This window comes from Idiomarina solivarensis, assembly GCF_033052755.1.
Lineage (GTDB): Bacteria > Pseudomonadota > Gammaproteobacteria > Enterobacterales > Alteromonadaceae > Idiomarina.
This window is the reverse complement of record NZ_JAVFHZ010000005.1, coordinates 215,908-240,787: the sequence shown is the minus strand read 5'-3', so window position 1 is coordinate 240,787 and position 24,880 is coordinate 215,908. Positions and strand designations below refer to the sequence as shown.

23 protein-coding genes and 1 riboswitch are annotated in these 24,880 nt (G+C 47.5%); of the genes, 7 read left to right on the top strand and 16 right to left on the bottom strand.

Annotated features, from left to right (window positions below):
* Nucleotides 1–6: 6 nt before the first annotated feature.
* Nucleotides 7–1,623: a serine hydrolase domain-containing protein gene (locus RBK99_RS10250; RefSeq protein WP_317504511.1), complete on the top strand. Its 1,617-nt coding sequence runs from the start codon at nucleotides 7–9 to the stop codon at nucleotides 1,621–1,623.
* Between the two features lie 59 nt (nucleotides 1,624–1,682).
* Here the strand turns inward: RBK99_RS10250 and RBK99_RS10245 are convergent, their stop codons facing one another.
* From RBK99_RS10245 to RBK99_RS10230, 4 genes are all read right to left on the bottom strand, one after another.
* Nucleotides 1,683–3,377, bottom strand: a complete 1,695-nt coding sequence (locus tag RBK99_RS10245; protein ID WP_317504510.1) for a M1 family metallopeptidase — start codon at nucleotides 3,375–3,377, stop codon at nucleotides 1,683–1,685.
* Nucleotides 3,378–3,502: 125 nt separating this feature from the next.
* Entirely contained in the window at nucleotides 3,503–4,855 is a 1,353-nt protein-coding gene (gene gdhA, locus RBK99_RS10240) for an NADP-specific glutamate dehydrogenase (RefSeq protein WP_317504509.1), read from the bottom strand.
* Between the two features lie 59 nt (nucleotides 4,856–4,914).
* Entirely contained in the window at nucleotides 4,915–6,114 is a 1,200-nt protein-coding gene (locus RBK99_RS10235; RefSeq protein ID WP_317504508.1) for a GGDEF domain-containing protein, read from the bottom strand.
* Between the two features lie 2 nt (nucleotides 6,115–6,116).
* Entirely contained in the window at nucleotides 6,117–6,560 is a 444-nt protein-coding gene (locus RBK99_RS10230; protein WP_317504507.1) for a YaiI/YqxD family protein, read from the bottom strand.
* Between the two features lie 128 nt (nucleotides 6,561–6,688).
* Between RBK99_RS10230 and RBK99_RS10225 the strand changes: the two genes are divergently transcribed.
* Entirely contained in the window at nucleotides 6,689–7,318 is a 630-nt protein-coding gene (locus RBK99_RS10225) for a peroxiredoxin (protein ID WP_317504506.1), read from the top strand.
* 74 nt (nucleotides 7,319–7,392) lie between these two features.
* Here the strand turns inward: RBK99_RS10225 and RBK99_RS10220 are convergent, their stop codons facing one another.
* Together RBK99_RS10220 and hemH are read right to left on the bottom strand one after the other, a co-directional pair.
* Entirely contained in the window at nucleotides 7,393–7,896 is a 504-nt protein-coding gene (locus RBK99_RS10220; protein ID WP_317504505.1) for a retropepsin-like aspartic protease family protein, read from the bottom strand.
* Nucleotides 7,897–7,907: 11 nt separating this feature from the next.
* On the bottom strand, nucleotides 7,908–9,002 hold the full coding sequence (gene hemH / locus RBK99_RS10215; protein ID WP_317504504.1) for a ferrochelatase: 1,095 nt from the start codon (nucleotides 9,000–9,002) through the stop codon (nucleotides 7,908–7,910).
* 135 nt (nucleotides 9,003–9,137) lie between these two features.
* Here hemH and RBK99_RS10210 point away from each other — a divergent pair, with 135 nt between their 5' ends.
* Together RBK99_RS10210 and RBK99_RS10205 are read left to right on the top strand one after the other, a co-directional pair.
* Nucleotides 9,138–9,722, top strand: coding sequence for a YqaA family protein (locus RBK99_RS10210; protein WP_317504503.1), 585 nt, complete (start codon nucleotides 9,138–9,140; stop codon nucleotides 9,720–9,722).
* A gap of 15 nt (nucleotides 9,723–9,737) precedes the next feature.
* Nucleotides 9,738–10,784: a CNNM domain-containing protein gene (locus RBK99_RS10205; RefSeq protein ID WP_317504502.1), complete on the top strand. Its 1,047-nt coding sequence runs from the start codon at nucleotides 9,738–9,740 to the stop codon at nucleotides 10,782–10,784.
* On the opposite strand, the gene RBK99_RS10200 is transcribed toward RBK99_RS10205, so the two are convergent.
* Entirely contained in the window at nucleotides 10,701–11,459 is a 759-nt protein-coding gene (locus RBK99_RS10200) for a sulfite exporter TauE/SafE family protein (RefSeq protein WP_317504501.1), read from the bottom strand. The two genes, RBK99_RS10205 and RBK99_RS10200, sit on opposite strands and share 84 nt — an antisense overlap.
* A 128-nt stretch (nucleotides 11,460–11,587) precedes the next feature.
* Between RBK99_RS10200 and trhO the strand changes: the two genes are divergently transcribed.
* Both trhO and RBK99_RS10190 read left to right on the top strand, forming a co-directional pair.
* Entirely contained in the window at nucleotides 11,588–12,511 is a 924-nt protein-coding gene (trhO, locus tag RBK99_RS10195; RefSeq protein WP_317504500.1) for an oxygen-dependent tRNA uridine(34) hydroxylase TrhO, read from the top strand.
* A gap of 146 nt (nucleotides 12,512–12,657) precedes the next feature.
* Nucleotides 12,658–13,134 carry a Dps family protein gene (locus tag RBK99_RS10190; RefSeq protein ID WP_317504499.1) on the top strand — a complete coding sequence of 159 codons (477 nt, stop codon included), beginning with the start codon at nucleotides 12,658–12,660 and terminating at the stop codon, nucleotides 13,132–13,134.
* A 56-nt stretch (nucleotides 13,135–13,190) separates the two neighbouring features.
* On the opposite strand, the gene RBK99_RS10185 is transcribed toward RBK99_RS10190, so the two are convergent.
* Nucleotides 13,191–15,647: a TonB-dependent receptor plug domain-containing protein gene (locus RBK99_RS10185; RefSeq protein WP_317504498.1), complete on the bottom strand. Its 2,457-nt coding sequence runs from the start codon at nucleotides 15,645–15,647 to the stop codon at nucleotides 13,191–13,193.
* Between the two features lie 177 nt (nucleotides 15,648–15,824).
* Here RBK99_RS10185 and RBK99_RS10180 point away from each other — a divergent pair, with 177 nt between their 5' ends.
* On the top strand, nucleotides 15,825–16,022 hold the full coding sequence (locus tag RBK99_RS10180) for a DUF3185 family protein (protein WP_317504497.1): 198 nt from the start codon (nucleotides 15,825–15,827) through the stop codon (nucleotides 16,020–16,022).
* A gap of 18 nt (nucleotides 16,023–16,040) precedes the next feature.
* Here the strand turns inward: RBK99_RS10180 and RBK99_RS10175 are convergent, their stop codons facing one another.
* From RBK99_RS10175 to rho, 8 genes are all read right to left on the bottom strand, one after another.
* Nucleotides 16,041–17,366: an MFS transporter gene (locus RBK99_RS10175; RefSeq protein WP_317504496.1), complete on the bottom strand. Its 1,326-nt coding sequence runs from the start codon at nucleotides 17,364–17,366 to the stop codon at nucleotides 16,041–16,043.
* An 18-nt stretch (nucleotides 17,367–17,384) separates the two neighbouring features.
* Nucleotides 17,385–18,128 carry a phosphotransferase gene (locus tag RBK99_RS10170; protein ID WP_317504495.1) on the bottom strand — a complete coding sequence of 248 codons (744 nt, stop codon included), beginning with the start codon at nucleotides 18,126–18,128 and terminating at the stop codon, nucleotides 17,385–17,387.
* Complete coding sequence (gene pnuC / locus RBK99_RS10165; protein WP_317504494.1) at nucleotides 18,125–18,712, bottom strand: nicotinamide riboside transporter PnuC; 588 nt, start codon at nucleotides 18,710–18,712, stop codon at nucleotides 18,125–18,127. Before pnuC ends, RBK99_RS10170 begins: the two co-directional genes overlap by 4 nt.
* Nucleotides 18,713–18,731: 19 nt before the next feature.
* Nucleotides 18,732–18,989: a YkoF family thiamine/hydroxymethylpyrimidine-binding protein gene (locus RBK99_RS10160; RefSeq protein WP_317504493.1), complete on the bottom strand. Its 258-nt coding sequence runs from the start codon at nucleotides 18,987–18,989 to the stop codon at nucleotides 18,732–18,734.
* A gap of 11 nt (nucleotides 18,990–19,000) precedes the next feature.
* Nucleotides 19,001–21,130: a TonB-dependent receptor gene (locus RBK99_RS10155; protein ID WP_317504492.1), complete on the bottom strand. Its 2,130-nt coding sequence runs from the start codon at nucleotides 21,128–21,130 to the stop codon at nucleotides 19,001–19,003.
* Nucleotides 21,131–21,179: 49 nt separating this feature from the next.
* Nucleotides 21,180–21,278, bottom strand: a riboswitch (TPP riboswitch).
* A 50-nt stretch (nucleotides 21,279–21,328) separates the two neighbouring features.
* Entirely contained in the window at nucleotides 21,329–22,030 is a 702-nt protein-coding gene (gene fre, locus RBK99_RS10150) for an NAD(P)H-flavin reductase (RefSeq protein ID WP_317504491.1), read from the bottom strand.
* Entirely contained in the window at nucleotides 22,031–23,503 is a 1,473-nt protein-coding gene (ubiD, locus tag RBK99_RS10145) for a 4-hydroxy-3-polyprenylbenzoate decarboxylase (protein ID WP_317504490.1), read from the bottom strand.
* A gap of 7 nt (nucleotides 23,504–23,510) precedes the next feature.
* A complete protein-coding gene (gene rho, locus RBK99_RS10140) occupies nucleotides 23,511–24,779 on the bottom strand; it encodes a transcription termination factor Rho (protein ID WP_317504489.1) in 1,269 nt (422 codons plus the stop codon).
* Nucleotides 24,780–24,880 lie beyond the last annotated feature (101 nt).

Here is a 24,880-nt window from a genome sequence, read left to right as displayed (position 1 = left end):
ACTAAAATGAAAACCGTCATTAAGTGGTTTATTTACTCAACAATAGTGGTGGCAGCTTTATGCCACCACTCCTTACAGGCAGAAGAATATAAGGACAAGCTGAACGGAATCTGGCGCGGCGAGTTGCTGTTGCAGGATGACGTGAGTATCGCTCTGGGCATTACGATTGATAATGGACAATTGACGTTAGACAGCCCTAATCAGGGTATGTTTAATCACCAACCGACGACATTTTCTCTTTCTGGCGAAACAGTCAAATTTACGGACCAAAACTTAAATGCCAGCTATCAGGGACAGCTCGAGAACGGCCAGTTAAAAGGCACTTTTACCCAAGGTAAAGAGCGCAGCATTACTTTGCATAAGCTCACTCAAGAGGACAAGAACCGCCTTACCTACGAGGCAACCTATCAAGGGGATTTACCCGTTAGCGCAAACTCCAGTCTTCCGTTGCGTGTTAATGTCGCCGTGATTCATGATGGCTATATTGCGACTTTAGACAGCCCCGCACAACAGAGTTTCGGCATTCCGCTAACCGATGTGAGCATCGATGACAGTGCTCTGAGCTTTAAATCCCCCATGATTCAGGCGAGCTTTACGGGTAAAAAGACGGCCCAGGGCTATAGCGGTACTTTTACTCAGGGACAGGAGTTTTCACTAACGTTAAAAAAAGCCAGTCCAGGCGATAAACAAGCCAAGCCCGTCGATCCTAAGCTGGGTGATTATGGCGCGTCAGTGGCTATCATCTACCCAGATCGAGTTAAAACGCATTTCTATGGTCAACATAATAAACATACGCTCTACGAAATTGGCTCAGTGACAAAAACGATGGTCGCTTACCTGCTGGCTAATGCCATTACACAAGGGCAATTAACACTGGACACCTCTGTCAGACAGCTCTGGCCCGAGGCCCCCGGCACACTCACTCTGGGTGATTTGGCAACCCACCATAGCGGGCTTCCACGGCTACCGGAGAACTTACTCGATACCGCAGTTCAAACCGACCCCTATGCCCATTATGGTCAACCCGAGTTAAAAGATGCCGTTTCAAACACAGAACCTGGCCCGAAAGACTATCAATATTCCAATTTTGGCTACGGTTTACTGGCTGAGCTACTCGCTACACAAGCCGAAAAACCTTTTCCGGAACTGCTAAAGGATAAAGTCTTTGAGCCATTTTCTATGTCCGACAGTTATGTCGCTATCAGCAAAAGGCATAGCCCTGAAGCGTTAGCAGAAGGACATGATGTACTAGGGAACGTCGTCCCCCACTGGCATTTTCAGTCTCTGGCCGGCGCAGGCGCTATTGTTTCTACTCTGGATGATATGACCAGTTACGCTAAATTATTAATGCAGAAAAGTGCGGAAAATAATCCCACAGTTGAGCAGTTACTTACGCCCCAAAAAACCATTGAAGGTTGTTGCCAACAGGCCTTAGCCTGGCTTATTAGCAAAGACGAAAGTGGGAAGCCCTATGCGTGGCATAACGGTCAAACGGGAGGTTTCAGCAGCTTTGTCGGTTTTTACCTGGATGGTTCAAAAGCAGTGGTGGTATTAAATGCACAGTCTGCCAACGTTAACAACGATGCCATTCAATTGTTGACTAAAAAAGCCAAGAGCTTTTAAGTACCGCTAAAGCCCTTGGCCGTTTTTTTTACTCCACAAGAAGTCGCCTTAGAGTTTCTTCATTCCTGTTCACGCTGTTCTTTCGCGTACTCATCCAAATAGTCTGCTTGCTTTAAAATTTTATGCAAAGGATCGAGTATGTAGTGTGTTCGGGCTGTCGGTAACTCAACTTGTACCGGTGTTTTACCAACAACAACGGTTACAATGGAATCCCCTACTTTAACCTCTACCGGCAATTCAAACGGCGCCTCATTAAAGGTTTTCCAATGCAAACGTAACTGATTACCTTCTCTTTCTGCCACAAGCTCCGGCAACGCAGCGGTGTACAGGTAATGTTTAAAAAACCACGTGTAGTCCTTTCCTGTTTGCTCGTTGATAGCATCAATAAAATATTGAGTGTCAGCGAAGTGAGGTTCAAAGTTGCCGGGTTTCGGGTTCGTTGTTTGATACACCAGCTTTCGGGTCGCCGCAAAGAAGTCATCATCACCAATGAGATGCCGCAAAGTATGCAGTATCCAGGCACCTTTTTGATAAATGTCGCTACCCGGCCCACGGTCTTCTTTATAAACGTCATCTTCTGACATTGGCTTATTAGATACCACCGGATGTTCGTTACGCAACCCGATGCGAGTCTCATACATCATCCCGTGGTAGGCAAAATCACCGTGCAGATATTGTCCATACAATGGCTGCATATAAGCGCCGAATCCTTCGTGCAGCCACATATGATCCCAATCGGTGTTGGTAACCTGGTTCCCAAACCACTCATGAGCCAGTTCGTGGTGGAGTAACCAGTCAAAATTATACTTCCCTGCTTTATACTCCTGCCCATAGGCATTGATGGTTTGATGCTCCATGCCAAGATGCGGTGTTTCGACCACGCCCATTTTCTCCTTGTAAAAAGGGTATGGGCCAATGACGTCTTCATAGAAATCGAGTTGCTTCGAAAACTCATCAAATAGCTTTTTCGCTTTGTCTTTCTTTCCTTCCAAATAGTAAAAAACCAAAGGGTATTCGTGACCATAACGGCTGTGGTAGGTATCTCTCAGAACTTCGTACGGACCAACATTTAACGCAATACCATAATTGTTTTGTGGCTGCTCACTGCGCCAGTGGTACTGTGACCAGTCGTCACCTTCGCTGCTTTCAACCAACCGGCCGTTACTGGCGGCAACCAACCCTTTAGGCACCCGGACGACAATATCGGTTTGCCCGGCTTCAAATTTTGGATGGTCAATACAAGGCCAGATTAAATCACAACCTTCCCCCTGAACCGCAGTCGCAATCCACGGCTTTCCAGTTTCGGTCTCATCCCATACATAGCCGCCATCCCACGGTGGGTTCACCGCAACGTGCGGCTGCCCTTTATATTCAATCGCGACTTTTAGTTCTTCACCAACAGTTAATGGTTGCTCAAGCGTAAAACGGATTTCTCCATTTCTGTGAGTATAATTTGTTGTTTCATGGTTATTTATGGAGAATTCTGAAATTTGATAGTTATTGTCGAAGTTGAGCAGGAAGTTTGACTGTTTTTCACTTACTGACAGCACCAGCTCTGTTTTTCCTTTTACCTCACGGTTTTCAGGACGTATATCAAAAAACAGATTGGCTTTTTCAAGGTTAAGGTGTTGTTGCTCAGGTTTTAGCGCACCACCAGTCTCCAAAGTTTCTGCCAGCGTTGGCGTTGTTTCAACGTTGGCGCAACCTGCCAAAATTAAAGGCACAGCAACGCCCGTCAGAAATAATTTTCTCATGCTTTATCCCCCAGTTATTTATCACTGAGCATGCCTTGATTATGGTCGGCACTAAAGCACTTTTGCGACTAACGGGCTATTTTAGGCGTTTGCAGGTAAAGGCCTAAATAGTCAGGCCTCACACGTCACACTATGCCCTGCTCTATCATTGCATCAGCCACTTTTCGGAAGCCGGCAATATTGGCACCAAGAACTAAATTCGAAGGATGCCCGAAATCTTCAGCAGTACGTTTCGCATCATGGTAAATATTGCGCATAATGGCTTTGAGCTTTTCATCCACTTCTTCAAAGTCCCAACGCAGCATACTAGCGTTTTGCACCATTTCCAGCTGACTGGTCGCAACACCACCTGCATTAGCTGCTTTGCCTGGTCCGTAAGCAACACCGCTTTCAATGAAAAGATCGACCGCAGCCTGTGTTGACGGCATATTCGCCCCTTCCACAATGCATTTACAGCCATTTTCTAAAAGCGACTGTGCGTCTTTCTCAGTCAATTCATTTTGCGTTGCACACGGGAAAGCTAAATCGGCTTTGTAACGCCACACTGTATGACCATCTTTTGGGTAATCATCTCTGGAAGTATATTCTGCGTTACTGTGGGTTTCGAGGTATTCCTTCAAGCGGCCTTGCTGTTGTTCTTTAATGCGCTTAACCAAATCCAGGTCAATTCCCTGTTCATGGTAAATGGTTCCGCTGGAGTCAGTACAGCAAACAGGCTTGGCTCCCAGGTCATACAGCTTCTCCATAGCGTAAATAGCGACATTGCCGGAACCGGAAACTAAACAACGCTTACCTTCCAGTGAGTCGCCTTTATCATCCATCATGCACTGCGCAAAATAGACGGCGCCATACCCCGTCGCTTCTTTGCGCGCATGTGAGCCGCCCCAAAGTACGCTTTTGCCAGTCAGCACGCCGTCAAAACGGTTTGCCAGACGTTTATATTGACCAAACAAGTAACCAATTTCTCGTGAACCAACACCGATGTCGCCAGCCGGTACGTCCGTATTTGGTCCAATGTGACGATACAATTCACTCATAAATGACTGGCAAAAACGCATGATCTCCGCGTCAGACTTTCCTTTAGGATCAAAGTTAGCGCCACCTTTACCGCCACCAATTGGCAAACCGGTCAGGGCGTTCTTAAAAATTTGTTCAAAACCGAGAAACTTAACAATCCCGGCATTCACGCTCGGATGAAAACGTAAACCACCTTTGTAGGGACCTAGCGCAGAGTTGAACTCTACCCGGTAGCCTTTATTCACCTGAATATTGCCATCGTCGTCCATCCAGGGAACGCGAAACATAATTTGTCGCTCGGGCTCAACTAATCGCTCAATAATGGCGTGCTCCCGGTATTTAGGTCGTTCTTCCAATAATGGCTCTATCGACTCGAGTACATCTTCTACCGCTTGATAAAACTCGACCTGAGCAGGACTGGTTTGTTTTAATTTTTCGATGGTTTCTTTAATGTAAGTCATTAGCGCCCTTATGATTTAAAACAACATCATTATTAACGTAGATTTTTTATTTTAGATCGCTACGGCTTAAGAACAAGCCGGTTACGCCCCGCTTTCTTTGCCGCGTAAAGATTTTCATCCGCTCGTTTCAGAATGCTGTCCGCTGTGTCATCAAACGCTTTTAATGTCGCCCCTAAACTTATCGTGACCTTAACCGCTTTGCCTTCATCCTTTTTGCCCCGCTTCTCTTTTCCTTTACTTTGGCTTGCCGGCCGTGAGGGCTCACGTAGTTTTAACGGGTAATTAGCCACCTCACTGCGCACGCTTTCTAGCGCACTTTTCAGTTTCGCCTCGTCATTGTGCGAAAACACGAGAGTAAACTCTTCGCCACCATAACGGTACGCTCTAAAGCCTCCATGGCTTTTCAGAATACGCCCTAATAATCGAAGCACCTGATCGCCCACCTCATGCCCATAACGGTCATTAAACTTTTTAAAGTGGTCGACATCGAGCATACAAACAGCACTGCGTTTGCGCAGGTGCTGCAGTTGACCCACAAGCGCTCTTCGCTGCGGAAGCCCAGTTAACTCATCAATATAAGCCAACTGCAGCATTTGATCAGCCAGTGCCAGCAATAATCCCATTGCCGCCGCCAGCGCTGCCCAAGTCGAAGCCTGCGGTTGCTCTACTAAGAGTAAAAACACCATAAATGCAAGCCAGGCAGCCCACTGGCTCCAGGCATAGGCAGAAGCCGATTTATAAAGTAGGTAGGTTGCCCAGATGCCTCCCATGGCAACAGTCCAGAGCAATAAACCAATAGCAAATGACCTCTCATCCCAACCCGGCAAAGTCAAAACATCGACCGGACTTAATAAAGCAAAAAACTGCGCCACTGGCGGCATCAGCAACGTTAACGATACGCCTGCAATCACAATAACGGTCACTACGCCTTTTCCGCTCAGCAACAGCGGCTTTTTCACAAAAGCTAAGAACAACGCACTGACCGAAAGCCATACGGGAAGGGCATCATACAGCCGGGTCACTTCTTTATCAGCCAGCGGCTGTTGCAAACCAAGCTGAATGGTTGCGTAAATGCCGCCAATCCAGGCACACCAGTAAAACCAATGCCATTGGCGGAAAAAAGCAGCAATCAAAAAGACAATACCTAACGCAACCGACACTGCACCAGGAACGGGTAGGGGTATCGCTGTTAGCCATTCCGGGAACAGCCAAATCAGTGTTATCCAGAGAAGAGCGGGCAGTACTGAAAAAAAGGCCACACTCAACTCCCCGCTAATAAGCGATCTAAATGATCGGCAAAGTTTTTTCGGTCGACGTTAGATAATGGCGGCGGCCCTCCGGATTGAATGCCGCTACTGCGCATAGTATCCATGAAATCTCTAATATTCAGTCGTTGACGGATATTGTCAGGAGTAAATAATTCGCCACGGGGACTCAACGCCTTAGCGCCCTTATCTATTACTTCAGAAGCCAAAGGAATATCACTGGTTATCACTAAATCATTTGCTTCACAACGACGGACAATTTCATGATCAGCAACGTCAAAACCACTACCCACCTGCACCATATGAATAAACTTTGACGCTGGGGTTTGGATACGCTGATTTGCCACTAGGTACAGGTGCAGTTGCTTTCGCTGTGCCGCACGAAAAAGAATTTCCCGAATCGCCACCGGGCAGGCATCAGCGTCAATAAATAAGGTCATTACTAATAATCCATCAATCTATATTAGAGTAAAAGGTTCTAATCTTATTGCCTTGTAATGTCACCAGTAAGCTATTATTTAAATGAGACAAACAACAGTTATCAACCACTATTTTAGGAGCCACTTTTATGACATTACGTATTGGCGATACTGCACCAGACTTTACCATTGATACGACTCAGGGTTCGATAAAATTTCACGACTGGGCAAAAGGGTCATGGGTATTCTTTTTCAGCCATCCCGCTGACTACACACCCGTTTGCACAACAGAAATGGGCAGAACGGCACAACTTGCACCAGAGTTCGAAAAGCGCAATGTAAAACCTTTGGGCCTGTCGACTGATACGGTTGATGCGCACAAAGGCTGGATCAACGATGTTAACGAGACGCAAAATACGGTGCTGGAGTTTCCTATCGTTGCCGATAAAGAGCTAAAAGTTGCTGAGCTTTACAACATGATTCATCCGAACGAAAGTGCTACAGCGACCGTCCGTTCAGTCTTTATTATCGATCCGAATCAAAAAATCCGGCTGATCATGACCTATCCTATGACAGTAGGTCGTAACTTTAATGAAATCTTACGTGTTATCGACGCTCTGCAAACAACAGACCGTGAAGAAGTTGCCTGCCCGGCAGACTGGATGCCCGGTGACTCGGTTATTATTCGCCCCACCGTCAGTGACGAAGATGCCAAACAGAAGTTTCCACAAGGCTGGAAAACGTTACGCCCTTACCTGAGGCTTACCGATATCAAATAACGTCACCTGTCATTCTCGCAAGCCTGCTGGCGAGCTGCCCATTCAAGCGGTTCGCTCAGTGGCTTCGGCTTTTCTTAATAACGCAGAGTAAGGGTATCCCCTTTTTGGATTAACTCAAACTCTTTCAGGGCACTCATACCCAACAGTATCACCTCACCGTCCATCCCCGGTGTAATAGAAGCAGCAACGTCATTCAGCTCAATTTCACCCAGCTCTAACCGGTCAATTTCTGTCCGATAGGTTATGACGCGGCCATTCGCAGTTTGGGACATACCCTGCCTGCCTTTACGCAACCCCAGCTTTTGAGCCAAATCTTCGGGAACAGCGACCAAAGTTGCTCCCGTATCAAGTAGAAACGTAACCGGTTGCCCATTAACCTGACCGCGAGCAACGTAGTGACCCATGCGATTTTGCTCAAGCATCACTGTAACTCGCCCATTATCGATACGACTTTGGACCTGCGCATTCGGATTAAACTGTTGCTGTAGTTTGTCTTCGAAAAACCAAACCAGCATAGCAAGAGCAAGCCCCCATGCAATAAACATGAAGGGCTTACCAAAAGAGTTTCTACGTGCCAAAGCGGTCTCCTTCAGTGATCATAAGGTAAGCTCTGATTTTTAACCTCATCCGCTCGTTGCTGCCGCAGCTCCGATACGTCCTCAACCGACCAGCCTTGTAAGTTATTCTCAATCAGTTGCGTCAGCGCACTAATGTGTTCTTCTTCTGCATTCAGTGCAGATATATATTCGTACCGTTCACCACCACTTTCCATAAAGTACTCGCGATTTTCTTCGCCAATTTCTTCAACCGTTTCTAAACAGTCAGAAGAAAAACCTGGACAGAATACCTGAACAGACTTCACGCCTTTTCCTGGTAACGCTTTCATAGTCATATCGGTGTATGGCTGCAACCATTCTTCACGTCCAAAACGTGACTGGAATGTGGTCAAATACTCGTCCTTTCCAAGCCCCAGGCGCTCAGCCAATAAACGAGAGGTTTTGTAGCACTCACAATGATATGGGTCACCATTTTTTAAGTAGCGTAACGGAATACCGTGATAAGAAAACAACAACTTATCGGCTCGCCCCTGTTGTTCCCAATGCCTCTCTATGCGCTTCGCTGCCGCTTCAATAAAGGGAGGGAAGTCATGGTAATGAGTAATAAAGCGTAACTCAGGTAACCAGCGACGCTGAGTAAAATCTTTCGCCAGCGCATCAAAAGTAGAAGCGGTTGTTGAGGCTGAATACTGCGGATACAAAGGAAGCACCAACAGTTTACGAACGCCTTGCTGCATCATTTTTTCGACCGTATCACCCAACGCGGGGCTGCCGTAACGCATAGCAAAATTAACCACAATATTATTGCCCCAGGTTTCTTTTAGCTTTTTCTCAATAGCAGAAGCCTGGTCCTGAGTATGAAATAAAAGAGGAGAGCCGCGCTCCGTCCAGACCGTTTCGTAGGCCTGAGCCGAACGCTTTGGACGAAACCGAAGAATCACACCGTTCAATATCAAGAACCAAAGTAACCTCGGTACTTCAACCACTCTGGGGTCAGACAGAAACTCTTTTAGATAGGGCTTTAGCGCCTTTTTTGTCGGCGCTTGCGGGGTGCCTAAATTAGTAACCAACACGCCAATTTTTTCTGCCTGCCCGTGTGAAAACGTCGGGCTTCCGTTATATTTCATTCTGAATAACCTTTTAACAGTAACGGTTTAAGTGCAAAGTTTACGTAAGTTTTAACGGCTTCGATCCCTATTTGCAAAAAAATCACGCTACACTGAGCCGATAAATGCTATCGAAAATACTGTGTTGACGCGCCAATGAAAGAAAACACCAAGACACAACAATGGTATCAGAAACTTGCCAGCTCACCGCATGCACTGATCCTTTTATTTTTTCTATCCGCTTTAGAGGCCACCGTGCTTCCTATTGCGCTGGAATTAATTTTAATACCCTACATGGTGCTTGAGCGTAACCGGATATGGCTGATTTCGACCGTTGCATTGGCTGGTTTTTTAGTGGGTTCCGTTGCAGGCTATTATATTGGCTCTGCACTGTTTGATACGGCGGGTCAGTGGTTTATAAATTACCTTTCGCTTCAGGACTATTATCAGGAATTTCAGCAAACGCTAAAACAAGATGGTTTCACAGCCATTTTCTTAGTAGGCGTAACCCCAGTTCCGTTTCAAGTCGCTATGTTAGCAGCAGGAGCCGGCGACTACCCGTTGTCTCTGTTTCTGTTCGCTGCTGGCATCGCCCGGGCTCTGCGCTATTACGTGTTAGCACTCATCGTAATCTGGTTAGGCCCTTATACTGAAAGGTTATGGGGTAAATACGCAGGCCCAGTTGGTTGGTCAATTCTAATTCTGGCCGGAAGTATGTTATTACTAATGCAATTTTTGTAGCTCCTTAAGGTATTCATGCTCCTGCTTATTGTTTTTGCCGTTATCGCCATTGGTGTTTCGTTCATTTGCTCCGTCTTAGAAGCCGCTCTTTTGTCGGTAACACCCAGCTACATCGCACATTTAAAAGAGTCACACCCTAAAACTCATCAACAATTACGCCGATTAAAAGATTCTATCGACAAACCGCTGGCGGCCATACTCACACTCAACACCATAGCCCATACGGCAGGTGCAGCCGGCGTAGGAGCCCAGGTCGGAATTGTTTTCGGTGACGGTTACCTGGGGGTTGCGTCAGCTGTCATGACATTGCTTATTCTGATCCTTTCGGAAATTATCCCTAAAACCATTGGAGCTAAGTTTTGGCGCCCTATAGCTCCTATGCTGCCGCCGATATTGAACTTTATGATTTTATCGCTTAAGCCCTTTATTTGGCTTTCCGATCAAATCACTAAACGTATTGGTAATGAAGAAGCCGACATTGATGTGCGCTCTGAAATTAAAGCGATGGCGACCATTGGTCACGAAGAAAAAGCATTAGATGACGATGAGCGTCGGGTGATTCTGAATATTCTCGATTTACATGAAATTCGCGTACGGGAAGTAATGACACCGCGAACCGTATGCGAATCTATACGACCCGATTTAAGTATGACCGAGGTTAGCGAGAGAATTAGGAAGATGCCTTTCTCGCGCTATCCGGTTATTGATAACGATGAAGAACCTCAGGGCATTGTTTTTCGCAGCGACGTGCTCGATGCCAGTGAAACGGACTTACTGAAAGACATTGTGCGACCCGTTGAAGTTGTGACTGAAACCGTCAGCGTCGAAGCTTTAATGAGCTACCTAATAAAAGAGCGTCAGCATATGGCTCTGGTTTACGATGAGCACGGCAGCTGGCTGGGTCTCATTACCCTGGAGGATATTATCGAAACCATACTGGGCACACCCATTATGGATGAAACCGATAATATCCCCAGCCTAAGACGTTATGCTCGACAACGCTGGGATAAACGGCTCAAGCGCGACCCAAAGCAAGCGCAAAGCCAGCAAGGTAATAATTAGGCGGAACAATTGGTCAAAGCGTTGGTTAGTAATTTTTTTCAGCCAACGCAAACCTATCCAAGTACCGACGAAGCCGGCTGCAATCATTGCCAGCACCAAAGGTAACCAGTCATGGAATACAAACCCGGCCATGCCAAACACCAGTGCTTTCGGTGCATGCTGCATGGTCATTACTGCAGAAAATGTCGCCACAGTTTGCAGCCTCTCACTGAAGCGCGCTTTCACAAAGGCGGCCACCAGGGGCCCTGAAGCGCCCACAAACAAGGAAATAAACCCAGTTAATAAACCGCCGCCGACTAGCCCGGCCCGACCGCGAAAGCTTGGTGGCAACCTAGGTCCCCAGGTTAGCCAAACTAAGAACAACGCAATGGTCACTTGCAGGAAGTGAGTCGGCAGCTGAACCAGCAACAAGCTACCAATAAAGGTGCCCAACAAACCAAAGGGCACAAACCAGGCAACCGTTGGCCAATGAATATGGCTCCAGGACAGTCCGGTTCGACCAATGTTAGAGCCCATTTGCACCAGACCATGTACAGGAATAACCGCACTCCCCGGTAAAACGAGTGCCATCATGCCAATCAGTACAGCGCCACCGCCGGCGCCAGCCACCGCCGTTAATAAAGACGTGGCGGCTGATAAAAGTACCAGACCGAAAAATAAAGCGTCGCTGACCATGCTTGTTACTGCTCCGTGATTTGCGCTTGTTGGGATCAAAACGGTATAATCCGCGCGATTTACTGACCCACGATTTTAAATAAAGGCTCCGGATTTACGTTCCGGACCGCTGAAAAAGGTAACATGATATGTATATTTGTGCGGCATTGTACAAGTTTGTTGAGCTCAATGACTATAAAGAACTGCGTGAGCCATTATACCAAACACTCATTGCAAACGACGTGAAAGGGACTTTGTTGTTAGCTCGTGAAGGCATTAACGGCACTGTCTGCGGTACCCGAGAAGCCATTGATAACGTGCTTGATTACCTGCGCTCTGATGAGCGTTTCGCCGACATCGACCACAAAGAATCCCCTAGTGATGAACAAGCCTTTTACCGTACCAAGGTGAAGCTGAAGAAAGAAATCGTTACGTTAGGCGTCGACTGGGTTGACCCGAAAAGTTCCGCCGGAACCTACGTCGATCCGGATAAGTGGAACGACCTTATTGCCGACCCTGAGGTTTTGGTGATTGATACCCGCAATGAATACGAATACGCCGTAGGCACTTTTGAAGGTGCGGTAAACCCCAAAACCGATACTTTCCGTGAATTTCCAGAATACGTAAAACAGCACCTGAATCCGGACAAGCATAAAAAAGTCGCTATGTTCTGTACTGGCGGTATCCGCTGTGAAAAATCAACGGCTTACTTAAAGGAGCAAGGCTTCGATGAGGTTTATCATCTAAAAGGTGGGATTCTGAAATACCTGGAGATGATGCCGGAAAACAACAGCCGCTGGAATGGCGAATGTTTTGTCTTTGATCAGCGAGTCACTGTTAAGCATGGTCTGGAGCAGGGCGAATACGATCAATGCTACGCCTGCAGAATGCCCATCACCGAAGAAGAAATGCAATCGGAGCATTACCAGAAGGGCGTCAGTTGCCCTCATTGCTACGACAAAACCTCAGCCGAGCAAAAAGAACGTTTTGCTGAACGTGAACGTCAAATCCAGCTCGCTAAAGCCCGCGGAGAGAAACACATTCGCGACGGTAAGGTCGAACGCTTGAGTTGATCTAACTCACTGCATGCCCGTATTCCTTATGTAAGTATTAGCTGACAGTTATCGACTTTAGCTGTCAGCTTTATCGGTTTTCATCGCTTTCTTTAACTCTATGATTCGACTATTGTTAAAGCATAACGATGACAAAGGAGGGTTTTATGAAACAGTTAAGCGTTATTGGTTTAGACCAGAAAAAAGCAGAGCAACTTGGCGACAAGCTGAATGAGCTACTGTCGAACTACCAAGTTTTTTACATGAATGTTCGCGGTTTTCACTGGAATATTAAAGGCGAGCGTTTTTTTGAGCTGCACGCTAAATTCGAAGAAACCTACGATGACTTACTGCTGAAAATTGACGAAATAGCAGAACGTATTCTGACGGTAGGCCAACGCCCTCAACATGCGTATTCTACCTACATTAAGAACAGCGAAATCGAAGAAGTAAAAGACGTACACGAAGGCCGTGCTTGTGTTGCAAATATTTTGGACAGCTACCAGACAACCATTCGTTTACAGCGTGAGATTCTTGAACTCTCGGATGAAGCGGGTGATGAAGGTACTAATGCACTAATGAGTGATTATATTAAAGAACAGGAAAAGACTGCCTGGATGCTCACATCCTATATGGGTAATTAATTTAATCTGAATGTAAAAACGCCCCAAATGTTGGGGCGTTTTTTTATTGCTTTGCCTTAAAAAGTGTAATTTAGACGAGCGTAGTAGTAACCACCGTTAACACCAAACGGAAGAGTTTCCCAACCATATTTAAAGCCAGCATCAGAGAATGGCGAACCGGCACTGCCCCATTCATCGGGGTAAGTATCAAACAGGTTATTTGCACCAATACGAACACTTAAACTGTCAGTAAAGTCATAGCCAACAGAAAGATCCGTTAACCATTTACCACTCCATTCATGACGAACACCCGTAAAAGCTTGACCTTCAACGGCACCAAAGTAATTGAAGGCGACATTCACATTCCAGGCATTACGAGTCCAGTCACCACTTAACGTAGCTTTTTCACTGGGTTGTCCTTCTTCAAGACGCAAAACCTGCGTGTCGTTGAAGATTTGGTCACCCGGAATTAACGAAGACACCGAATTAACCTGTTCAACGTCTGTATTCATGAAACTCATAGCGGCAGTCAAATTCAAGCTACCGTCCAAAAGTTCTGTTGGATAAGAGGCAATAATATCCAGACCTGTCGTCTTAGTATCCACTGAGTTTGTGAAGAACTGAGCGGCCCCCAGGTTATTGTCTTCCAGGATCTCACCAAATTCTGCGCCCACACTAGCAGTGAGAGACTCCGACAAAACAATGCGGTCCTCGATATTAATTTGATAAAAATCCATCGTCAGATCAAAACCACTGTCAAAGCGCTTAATAAGACCTAAGCTCACGCTTTCAGAGGTTTCTTCTTCCAGTTGTTTAATACCAAATTGGCGTGCCACCTCATCATCGTTGGCAATAGTTCCCGTTTCAACCAATGTGCCGTTAACAATATTGGTTAAGACTTGGCTGTAGTAGATTTGCTGCACCCCAGGAGCTCTGAAACCAGTAGCAACCGTGCCGCGAACAGAAAAGTCACTATCGATATCATACCGTGCGGACAACTTACCTGAGATATTATCACCGGCTATATCATAGTCTTCGTAACGCACCGCCCCGGCCAACAAAAACTCCGGCGTCACATAATATTCCGCATCGGCATAAACACCATAGCTGTCGCGAGTAGCATCCACCGCCTGACTTGGGCTAAAGCCCGGGAAGCCTTGTATACCGGCCTCAGCTCCTGCCCCGGAGGGAGTCACAATCTCGATACTTGGATCGTTTGTACGGCCGTAAGCCCAGGATACCGGATCACCCGGATTAATCTCATATCCGTCCTGACGCATTTCCAGGCCAACGGCTAAATAGAGCAGTTCATTCGCAATATCAACTGTTCCATTAAAGTCCAAGTTGAAAGTGGTTTGCTCAAAAATTAATTCACCATCAAAGGCCGAAGTTGGCGTCTCTCCATATATCCCACCATCAGGATGCGGTTCGTAATACCAACTGACATTGGCTGAGTTTGACGAGTTAAAGCCAAATTGATTTTGCCCATACACGACACTGGCATCCCATAACCAGGCGTTAGGTAAATCTCCCCGCACTCCAACCACTAAAGACTGGTCGTCAGCTTCTGTTTTCAGGGCTGGCAGAAAGCCATCGGGATAAAGAGCCTCAATAGTTCTGGGATGCCCGCGGCCACGGAAGAATCCGGAGGAAGCCCCATCGCGATTAGAAATCCCCCCAAACGCGTACAATTGAGTCGTATTCGTTAAGTTGTAACCGGAGTTAAACCACGCGTATATATTTTCGGAGTCGGCGTCGCCAATATGCAGGCGAACTACCGGCTCTCCCTCAGGCGAGAGCCAATTACCGATCAGCGAAGCCGTTGCCGGCGATGCTCTGTTGGTCATGCCCCTATCGCGGTATTCTAATGTTCCGTTAAAAAAGCCTTTATCAGATGCCACACCAAAATTCAGGCCGATGGTATTGACTTCGCCATCGCCCTCGTAGGTTTGTCCTGCTTCCGCTGACACAATGCCACCTTCAGAACTTTTCAGCGTAATATTAATTACACCGGCTATAGCGTCTGAACCATATTGAGCAGCAGCTCCATCGCGCAAAATTTCGACGCGTTCAACGGCAGTAATAGGGATCGCGTTAATGTCATAACCCGCAGAGCCTTTACCGATAGTTTCCTGGACGTTCACGAGCGCCTGTTGGTGTCGGCGTTTACCGTTGACTAAAACCAACACCTGATCAGGGTTAAGTCCACGCAGTGTTGCCGGACGAATGATATCTGAACCATCAGAGATAGTGGTACTGGAAAAATTAAACGATGGCGCACTCATCTGCAGAGCCTTACCGAGTTCAGTCGCCCCGGTACTTATGAGCTGTTCAGCAGAAATAATATCGATAGGTGAAGTCGATTCAGTGGCTGTTCGACCGTTGACACGTGACCCCAGGGTGACAATACGCTCCATCGGTTTATCAGACGTTGCATTACTGTCTTCTTGTTGCGCTAACACCGTATTTGGCAATGTGAACGCTACTGATAAAGACAGTGCTAAATATCCCGGTTTGAAAGACGCTCTGCTCATAGTTTTGCCTTAATTTTGTTATTTTAGTTTTAAACGCGATCAGCCTTTTAACAGTTACTGACATTTAACGGAAATGGAATATATCAATTGACATAAGTCAATACTGTGTAAGGAAGCTTGAAGATATTGCAGGCTGCTTTATATTGATAAGTTGTTAACACAAAAAAGGAAGACGTTATGACTCGTATCGTAGGTATTGTTCTATTAGTGGTTGGTGTTATTTTACTGTATTTTTCCTATGAGGCCTCTCAGTCGTTGGTCTCTGAAGTGTCGCAAATGACCACTAATCAACCAACTGACAACACCATTTGGTATCTAATTGGTGGTGTTGCCGCTGTTATTATTGGGCTTTACGCGGTTATTCGCGGGAAATAAATAAGAATTCCGCCGCAACTAGCCAGACGTGTCGCCGGATACGTCTGGCAGTTTTAGTGCCGCCAGCGTCGCTAAAATTCCTATCGCGGCTAACACCCACAAAACGGCGGCAACGCCGTATGCGGCATCCACCCATCCAAGCAGAAGTCCCGCTAAAAGCACAACACCCATCACTGTATTAGACACGGCGGTAAGCTGAGCTCGGTTCTCCTGCGTTGCCATATCCACCAGATACGTTTTTCGGCCAACCCGGGCACCATGGTGAGCCACAGCCGAACAAAACAACAATAACCCCGCCACCCATTGCAGTCCGAGCGCACTGGGCAGGTAATAATAGAGCCCTAAGGCGGTCCCCATCACTAAAGTCGACATAATCGACGCTGCCGCCATAACGTGATTGCTGGCAGCATCCGACCAGCGCCCCCAGAACCGTCCGGCCAGCAAGCCTGCAAGCCCGCTGGCGAGCATCAGACTGCCTAAGCTGGTCAGTTCGGACTCTCCCTGACGCTGAATGAGTACCACGATATAAGGTATTGCAAAAGCGGCCGCAACCAATAAGGCACGAGAAATAACAAAGTGCCCAAACTGCCGGTTACGCCACAACAAAGACATTGATTTCAAGGCCTCAGTTAATGCGTTTCCCCCTCCTTCGGTTGCGCCGGCAACTTCCGGTATTCCAGAATAAAGCAGAGCTGCCATGACCCAGAGCGCAACGCCGGTACCCAGCAATGCGACAAACAGCCAACGCTGACCGTCCATTTGTGGTGCAAGGATGATGACCAAAGCCGTTAGCAACGTGAGCAAGCCCGCGGTTGATGCAGCAACACCGGACAAGCGTCCTCGTCGTGTTTTAGACACCGTTTTTCCGGTCACATCTTTATTTGCGACCGAGCAGATACCGCGCGATAAGCTGAATATGGCCAACAAAATCACTACTGACCAGCCCAACATAGAAGTATCCAGTGTCGCTACCGCAAATAGCATCGCCAGTAATGACAGTGCCTGTCCGAGACTCCCGGCGACCCAAAACCACTTACGCACGGGCTGCTGACGAAGTTGTTGAGCAACAAACAGCTGCGGCAGCAACGCTAACGACTCGCGCAACGGTACTAAAGCACTAATAAATAAAGCCGGAGCACCAAGTGAACTCAACATCCAGGGCAAAACAAGGCGTGCACTGACCAGACTGTCGCCCAGTTTTGTCAGGGTTAGCGACAGCAGCATCAAAACAAACGCGCGCGGTTGATCGTTGCAGGCCGATTCAGGAATGTCTTTACATACTCGAGCGTCTTCGTCTTCGGCTAAATAGCCGTAAACCCGCTCGGTCAGTTTTCTATCAGTCATTTTGTCACTGTGCTCACTTTAAGAGGCTTGTCGTAGTAGATGCTGCCATATTTCATTCAGCCAATCTACAAACTCGCACCACTGAGCTAAGTGCTGACGATCAATTTGATACCGCGTTATTTTTTCGTAGTCGGAAATTAACCGGGCCGTCATATCATGACTGAGCTGGTTTATTTTTATCGTGCTGGCAATGTCAAACAGGGGATGCCCAATACCGGCGTACTCCCAGTCGATAACTTTTATCGAGTCAGCCATTAGCACATGATTCATCGATAAATCGTTATGGCAGAGTACAGGATTCTTAAGCCAGTCCTCTAACAGGGCCTTCATAGGCCGCAATTGGCGACGCATATCGGCGGCCAGAGATCCGTTAAATAAGCGCAGTTGCTGCAAATAGTGCTCTACCCGATTTGCCATCGACCAATGCGGGACATCAACCCTTACGGAATGAATTTTGGCCAGGGTCTCTGCAAGCACGCCAGCTTTAGCTAGAGCGGATAACCTGGCCTGCTGTAACGACGGAGCCTGAAGGTAAGGCTGTAAAAGCCAGCCTTGTTCAATGTGATAATCAACCAGATGCGGAGCGAGCGAATCCTGCGCCAAATGCTGTTGAATGGCAACTTCAAGCCGCCGGTCGACCGCAAATAACCGCTCATTGCGCCAGCACTTCAATACATAGTCTCCAGAATCCGATATCAACCGTAAGGTTTGATTGGATTGCCCGGAACTCAGAGGTTGCACTTTAAACGGTTGAGCAATCACCCGGCTTCGCCCGCAGATGATAATTGATTATCCAGACGCCAGCGCCACATAGCATAAACAACCAAGGCCAAATACACGACAAACAACAGGGCTGTCGCCACAAAGCCTTTACTGGCGTACAAATAAACATAAACACTGTCGATGACTAGCCAATACCACCAGGTTTCATAAGCCTTTTTCGTGACAAGCCAAGTTGCCAGTAAACTAAATACCGTTGTGTAAGTGTCTAACCAGACCGCATCGGCATCCGTATAAGCGGACAGCGAATAAGCAATAAGAGCCGCTAAGGGAACCAGCCAGGCCCACTGCACAAGGTGCCAGCGCAGCGGATACTTAGCGCCATCCGGGCTCTCCTTTGCAGCGCTTTGCTGACGCTGCCATTGCCACCAGCCGTACCCTGCCAAAGCAATGTAAACAGCCTGCAATAGCGACTCCATATACAACCGGCCCTGCCAGAATAAAATAGCATAAATGGAACAGCTGAGTGCGGCAGCGGCCCAGCACCATTGTCGCTGATGCGCTGCTAACACCAAGTAACCCAGTGCCAGAACTAATGCCGTCAATTCCCACGGGGAACTTGCCATTAGTTGCTCTAGCCAGGACTCAAGCATCGCCTGGCCTCAGGTCTTTATTAATGAACTTACAAACCAACACATTAGAAGGCACATCCTGATAAAGCCGTTCCATTTCATTGCCTAGAATACGCATAACATCCTGCATTTCACCAAACACCTGGGTACTCATTGTGTTGGTTATAACGGTCAATTCAGAATGCTGATTTAAGCGTTCGATAAAATCCTGAATGGTGCTTAGGTAATTATCAGCTAACGGATACAGCGACATTTCTACAGAAATTTGCATAAAGTACTCCCTTAAAACGATTTGCTGACAGTAATACCAAATCGGCGCGGTTCGCCATACTGAACATAGGTTTCAGGCACATACTCATTGCGCGGATCGTTGCCAAAGTAAAAGCCCCGAATGGCATAATCTTCATCCGTTAAATTACGTCCCCACAAGCTAACGCGCCAATTTTGATAGTAATAGTTTAATGCAAGATGCATCACCGCCATGCTATCGGCCTTCTGATTGTGCGAATCCGAGAAATAAAATTCATCTTTCCCATCGGCTTGCACGACCCACTGGAAATTCTCGCCCAGCCAGCCTTCAAGACCGACATTGAACTGGTAGTTAGGGGCCTGCGCCTGCTCACGTCCAGTCATGTCGATACCACTTTCAGTGACAAAACCCTGAATTTCAGTTTGTAGCCAGCCTGCGGAGGCAAAAAAAGTTAACCAATCTGTAAACTGGTTGCGAATTTCAGCTTCCAGGCCATATCCTCTGCCTTCAGCAGCGTTTTCAATGTAACCAACAAAAGACTGATCGCGATTCACCCAGCCTTTTAGCTGGACGTCGTCCCGCCAGTGGTAAAATGCGGTGACTCTCGACGTTAAACGCCCATCCGAGCTGCTGCCTTTAACACCAAACTCTGCACTCCAAAGGACTTCCGGAGCGAAGGTTGAACGCTCAAGCAGATAATTCTCCAACTCTTCCAGGCCCTGATCACGTGCCTTGCCCAGGGCTTCGCCATTGACGCCACCCGATTTATAGCCACGGGCCAACGTTGCGTACACATAGCTTTCTTCTGACGCCTGGTAACGTACGCTAAAGTTACCGCCCACCATGGTGTCCTCTGGTTGCTCGGCAATGCCCCGACTATCAAGATAGTCATTATTATAGCGTTCGACCCGTAACCCCGTTATGGTGCTGACCCGCTCGGTCCAATGCTGAGTCAATTCACCGTAAACTGCCATGTGTTCGCTGTCATACTCGCTTTCAAAAATATCAGGCTGACCTAAATCCCAGTTAAAATAATCGCGGGTTAATGCCACAGACTTATCGTAATAATACAGTCCGGCGACCCATTCACTATCAACACCAAGTAAGGCTTCCGGTTTATCCGATAACCAACGAATTTCGGCCGTTTTATCATCCCGTTCGCGGAAGTACGCGTCGAAAGAAGAATATTCCCAACCCGGTGCAATACCTTCGTAAGTCCAGTCTTCGTCGTAGGCATACCCAGTATCAGCATTCAGCTGGTTGACCGACATTTCCAAACGACTGTTGGAAAACCCCAGATAGCTCAATTGTAAACGTAAGGCCTGGCTTTCCAGCCGGTCAAAACCGGGTTCATCTGACAACGTTTCCCGAGTGTTATCGAGGCTGAAGGCGTCATAGCCATTGTCGACATCGTTATAATGCACCACGGTTTGCAGCAACCAGTCTTGACTCAGTTCGGTATCCAGCAGGAATCGCGCCGTTAACTCATCACGCTGTTCGGTGTCATCACGGTTCAAATAAGTATTTTCCATATAACCGTCTTGCTGAAACTGACTGACCGAAAAACGGGCATTACCTAACGCACCAAGATGTCCACCCATAGCGAGGCCACCCATAGCTTCAGAGTAGTTTCCAGCCGACAACTGAAACTGTCCATTAAAATCGCGGCTTGGCGCAGTACTTTCCAATAACAACAAACCGGCCATAGCATTAACGCCAAAACGTCCGCTTTGTGGCCCGCGAAACACTTCCACGTGATTAATATCGAACAGCGAGGCTGCACTGCCTAAGCCACTGTAATCGATGCCATCAATGATTAAGCCCACCGACGGCGTCACCGGATCGACAAACTGAGAGCGCTCACCAATGCCGCGAATTTGAATGAACCGTGCCGTTGAAGTACCACCAGAAAAATTCACATTAGCAAAGCTATTCAGAGTGTCCTGCAAATGCTGGGAGTGACGCTGTTGCATTGCTTCTTTATTAAGAATAGAAACGCTGCTGGTGGTTTCGTTTAGCGTACGCTGATGAAAGTCACCACTAACCTCAATAATTTCTATCTCTTGTTTCTTTTCGGTCTCATCTGCTGCATAAGCGAACACAGGCAAAGCCGGTAAAGCGATAGCCAAACTAGCGGCTAAATAGGGTTGGATTATTTTCATGGATCATTTCCTCAAAACAAAGTCAGAAACGATCCGGTAAGGCTGTATTAGACGGGTTTTCTACCATCCCTACGCCAGTATTAACCGGATCAGGTTTTAAGGGTTCGCTCTCGCATCTCAGCCGTTGCCGGCACCCCTTGGTAAAGCGGCGTCAGTATAACGCAGCTCGTTAGTTAAACAAATTTACTTTCAGTGCAATCAAATAAAGGACAACGCGTCACCGTAAAGATTTTCTAACGGCACATCTTTAGCGACAAAGTCATCGCGAATCACGCGCACCATTTCAAAACGCCCCGCCATATAAATTTCACATTCTGGCAAATTTTTCTCTCGAGCCATGACCGCATGATGCACTAGCCCAATGGAATAGGGCCATTGGTTTTTAGCGTCTTCTACCACCGGGTGGTAATCAAAGTGCTTGTATTCACTTGCCAGACGTTCCAGCTCGTCATGCAAATAGAGATCGCTTAAGCTTTTTGCACCCCAATAGAGCGTTAAAGGCCGCTCGGGTGACAAACGCAAATGTTGCTGCAGAATAGAATAGGCATAGGAAAAACCTGTACCACCAGCAATTAGCACGGCGGGCTTGGTATTTTCCTGGCGGTAAAAGGCAACACCATCAGGAGCTTCAATCTCTAACTCACCGTCGGCGCGAATTTTATCCAAGACTTCCATTGCGTAGCTGTTATCCGGCGTTGCACCTACATGAAGTAACCACTCACTTTTATTGGAGGGGCATGAAGCGATACTAAAAGGTCGCTTGTCTCTCTCGTCCATTACCACCATCAAATACTGGCCTGCTTTAAACTCTACCGGTTGCGGCAGCTGCAAACGCACTTCCCACACAGCATCCGCTAGCTGACGCGATATTTCGGCTTTACAGGTCATTTGTTGACTCATTCACGACTCCATAATATTCAATTCGTCCCACAGCTCGTCAATACGCTGTTTCACCTCGTCACTCATGACAATAGGTTCGCCCCACTCACGGTCGGTTTCGCCCGGCCACTTGTTGGTTGCATCCATTCCCATCTTTGAGCCCAGTCCGGAAACCGGCGAAGCAAAGTCAAGGTAATCTATTGGCGTATTTTCGACCAGGGTCGTATCACGCGCAGGATCCATTCGGGTCGTCATAGCCCAGATAACATCTTTCCAGTCACGAGCATTGACGTCGTCATCACACACGATGACAAATTTGGTGTACATAAACTGACGCAAAAAGGACCAGACCCCCATCATCACACGCTTGGCATGACCCTGATACTGCTTCTTCATTGTGACTACGGCCAAACGGTACGAACAGCCTTCTGGTGGTAAATAAAAATCGACAATTTCCGGGAACTGCTTCTGCAGCAACGGAATAAAGACTTCATTTAGCGCCACACCCAATACAGCAGGTTCATCCGGCGGACGACCCGTATAGGTACTGTGATAGATAGGATCTTTACGATGGGTGATATGAGTGACGGTAAACACCGGGAACTCATCCACTTCGTTATAATAACCGGTATGGTCGCCATAAGGGCCTTCCGGAGCCATTTCGCCCGGTTCAATATAACCTTCCAAAATCATTTCCGCGTGAGCCGGCACTTGTAAGTCATTACTCAAACACGACGTCACTTCGGTTTTACTGTCGCGCAGCAACCCGGCAAAAGCGTATTCCGATAAGCTGTCGGGTACTGGCGTTACCGCCCCCAGAATAGTAGCAGGATCGGCACCTAGGGCCACCGATACAGGGAACTTCTCGCCCGGATGCTGCTGGCACCACTCTTGAAAGTCCAGCGCACCGCCTCTATGAGATAACCAACGCATAATAAGCTTGTTAGGGCCCAAGAGTTGCTGACGATAAATGCCTAGATTTTGCCGCTCTTTATGCGGACCCCGAGTAACCGTAAGACCCCAGGTCACTAATGGCGCAACATCGCCCGGCCAACAGTGCTGAATGGGCAGTTTGGTTAAATCGACCTCATCACCACTCATGACTACTTGTTGGCAAGGTGCCTTTTTGATGGTTTTCGGCGACATGCTCAGTACTTTTTTGTACTTAGGCAGTAAATTCAAGGCGTCGCGAAAGCCCTTGGGAGGCTCCGGTTCTTTTAAAAACGCCAGTAACTTACCTACATCTCGTAACGCGGTAACCGACTCCTGACCCATACCTAACGCCACCCGGTCCGGCGTACCGAATAAGTTCGCGAGCACCGGCATATCATGACCTTTCACGTTTTCAAACAGCAGGGCGGGGCCTTCTGCTTTCAATGTGCGATCGGATATTTCGGTAATTTCAAGGTAGGGATCAATAGGCTGTTGTATGCGTTTAAGTTCACCGCGCTCCTCCAGGAGCGCAATGAAATCACGCAGATCTTGATATTTCATACGCCACTTAGCTGTTGCGTTGACGTTTCATCGATTCGAAGAATTCGTCATTAGTTTTGGTCATCTGCAAGCGGTCAATCAAAAATTCCATGGCTTCAACTTCACCCATAGGGTGCATGATTTTACGCAGGATCCACATTTTCTGAAGCTCGTCCGGAGTGGTCAGCAACTCTTCACGACGTGTACCGGAGCGATTAAAGTCGATAGCCGGGAACACACGACGTTCAGCCAACTTACGGTTCAGGTGCAGCTCCATGTTACCGGTACCTTTAAACTCTTCGTAGATGACTTCATCCATCTTCGAGCCGGTATCGATAAGTGCCGTTGCGATAATGGTTAAACTACCACCTTCTTCGACGTTACGCGCAGCACCAAAGAAACGCTTCGGTTTATGCAATGCGTTCGCATCGACACCACCCGTTAAGACTTTACCCGAGCTAGGAATAACGGTGTTGTAAGCACGAGCCAGACGAGTAATAGAGTCAAGCAAAATCACCACGTCTTTTTTGTGCTCAACCAGGCGTTTCGCTTTTTCGATAACCATTTCAGCTACCTGAACGTGGCGGCTGGCTGGTTCATCAAAGGTAGAAGCAACCACTTCACCGTGCACCAGACGGTGCATCTCGGTGACTTCTTCCGGACGCTCATCAATCAGCAAAACAATCAGCTCAGCATCAGGATGGTTGGCGGCAATAGACGTCGCGATATTTTGCAGCAGTAACGTTTTACCCGCTTTTGGCGGCGCAACAATCAGACCACGCTGCCCTTTACCAATAGGCGCCGATAAATCCAATACCCGCGCAGTGATGTCTTCTTTGCTGCCATTACCGCGCTCAAGATGAAAACGCTCATCCGCATGCAGCGGTGTTAAGTTTTCAAATAAGATTTTATTACGGGAGTTTTCAGGCTTGTCGAAGTTAACTTCACGGATTTTAAGGAGAGCAAAATAACGTTCGCTGTCTTTCGGCGGTCTTATCTTGCCGCCTATAGTGTCACCCGTGCGCAGGTTAAAACGGCGAATTTGGCTTGGTGATACATAAATGTCATCAGGCCCGGCCAAATAGGAGGAGTCTGCCGAACGCAAGAAGCCAAAGCCATCCTGCAGAATTTCCAGCACACCGCCACCATAAATGTCTTCACCACTTTTGGCATGCGCTTTTAAGATAGCGAAAATGATGTCTTGCTTGCGTAAGCGGGCCATATTCTCAAGGCCCATTGAGTCCGCGAGCTGTACTAGCTCGTTTACGGGTTTGTCTTTAAGTTCTGTTAGATTCATAGGAGGGTTTTCGAGTTATCGATTGAACACAAAGCCTTTTTTAATTTGACTCTAGAAAGTAAAACAATTGGAACTTTCGGAATTCGCGAAATGCGAAACCA

Excerpts from the sequence above, each read along its gene's own strand:
- RBK99_RS10250 (WP_317504511.1), top strand. The coding sequence starts at position 7 with ATGAAAACCGTCATTAAGTGGTTTATTTACTCAACAATAGTGGTGGCA.
- RBK99_RS10245 (WP_317504510.1), bottom strand. The coding sequence starts at position 3,377 with ATGAGAAAATTATTTCTGACGGGCGTTGCTGTGCCTTTAATTTTGGCA.
- gdhA (WP_317504509.1), bottom strand. The coding sequence starts at position 4,855 with ATGACTTACATTAAAGAAACCATCGAAAAATTAAAACAAACCAGTCCT.
- RBK99_RS10230 (WP_317504507.1), bottom strand. The coding sequence starts at position 6,560 with ATGACCTTATTTATTGACGCTGATGCCTGCCCGGTGGCGATTCGGGAA.
- RBK99_RS10225 (WP_317504506.1), top strand. The coding sequence starts at position 6,689 with ATGACATTACGTATTGGCGATACTGCACCAGACTTTACCATTGATACG.
- hemH (WP_317504504.1), bottom strand. The coding sequence starts at position 9,002 with ATGAAATATAACGGAAGCCCGACGTTTTCACACGGGCAGGCAGAAAAA.
- RBK99_RS10210 (WP_317504503.1), top strand. The coding sequence starts at position 9,138 with ATGAAAGAAAACACCAAGACACAACAATGGTATCAGAAACTTGCCAGC.
- RBK99_RS10205 (WP_317504502.1), top strand. The coding sequence starts at position 9,738 with ATGCTCCTGCTTATTGTTTTTGCCGTTATCGCCATTGGTGTTTCGTTC.
- RBK99_RS10200 (WP_317504501.1), bottom strand. The coding sequence starts at position 11,459 with ATGGTCAGCGACGCTTTATTTTTCGGTCTGGTACTTTTATCAGCCGCC.
- trhO (WP_317504500.1), top strand. The coding sequence starts at position 11,588 with ATGTATATTTGTGCGGCATTGTACAAGTTTGTTGAGCTCAATGACTAT.
- RBK99_RS10190 (WP_317504499.1), top strand. The coding sequence starts at position 12,658 with ATGAAACAGTTAAGCGTTATTGGTTTAGACCAGAAAAAAGCAGAGCAA.
- RBK99_RS10185 (WP_317504498.1), bottom strand. The coding sequence starts at position 15,647 with ATGAGCAGAGCGTCTTTCAAACCGGGATATTTAGCACTGTCTTTATCA.
- RBK99_RS10180 (WP_317504497.1), top strand. The coding sequence starts at position 15,825 with ATGACTCGTATCGTAGGTATTGTTCTATTAGTGGTTGGTGTTATTTTA.
- RBK99_RS10175 (WP_317504496.1), bottom strand. The coding sequence starts at position 17,366 with ATGACTGATAGAAAACTGACCGAGCGGGTTTACGGCTATTTAGCCGAA.
- pnuC (WP_317504494.1), bottom strand. The coding sequence starts at position 18,712 with ATGGCAAGTTCCCCGTGGGAATTGACGGCATTAGTTCTGGCACTGGGT.
- RBK99_RS10160 (WP_317504493.1), bottom strand. The coding sequence starts at position 18,989 with ATGCAAATTTCTGTAGAAATGTCGCTGTATCCGTTAGCTGATAATTAC.
- RBK99_RS10155 (WP_317504492.1), bottom strand. The coding sequence starts at position 21,130 with ATGAAAATAATCCAACCCTATTTAGCCGCTAGTTTGGCTATCGCTTTA.
- fre (WP_317504491.1), bottom strand. The coding sequence starts at position 22,030 with ATGAGTCAACAAATGACCTGTAAAGCCGAAATATCGCGTCAGCTAGCG.
- ubiD (WP_317504490.1), bottom strand. The coding sequence starts at position 23,503 with ATGAAATATCAAGATCTGCGTGATTTCATTGCGCTCCTGGAGGAGCGC.
- rho (WP_317504489.1), bottom strand. The coding sequence starts at position 24,779 with ATGAATCTAACAGAACTTAAAGACAAACCCGTAAACGAGCTAGTACAG.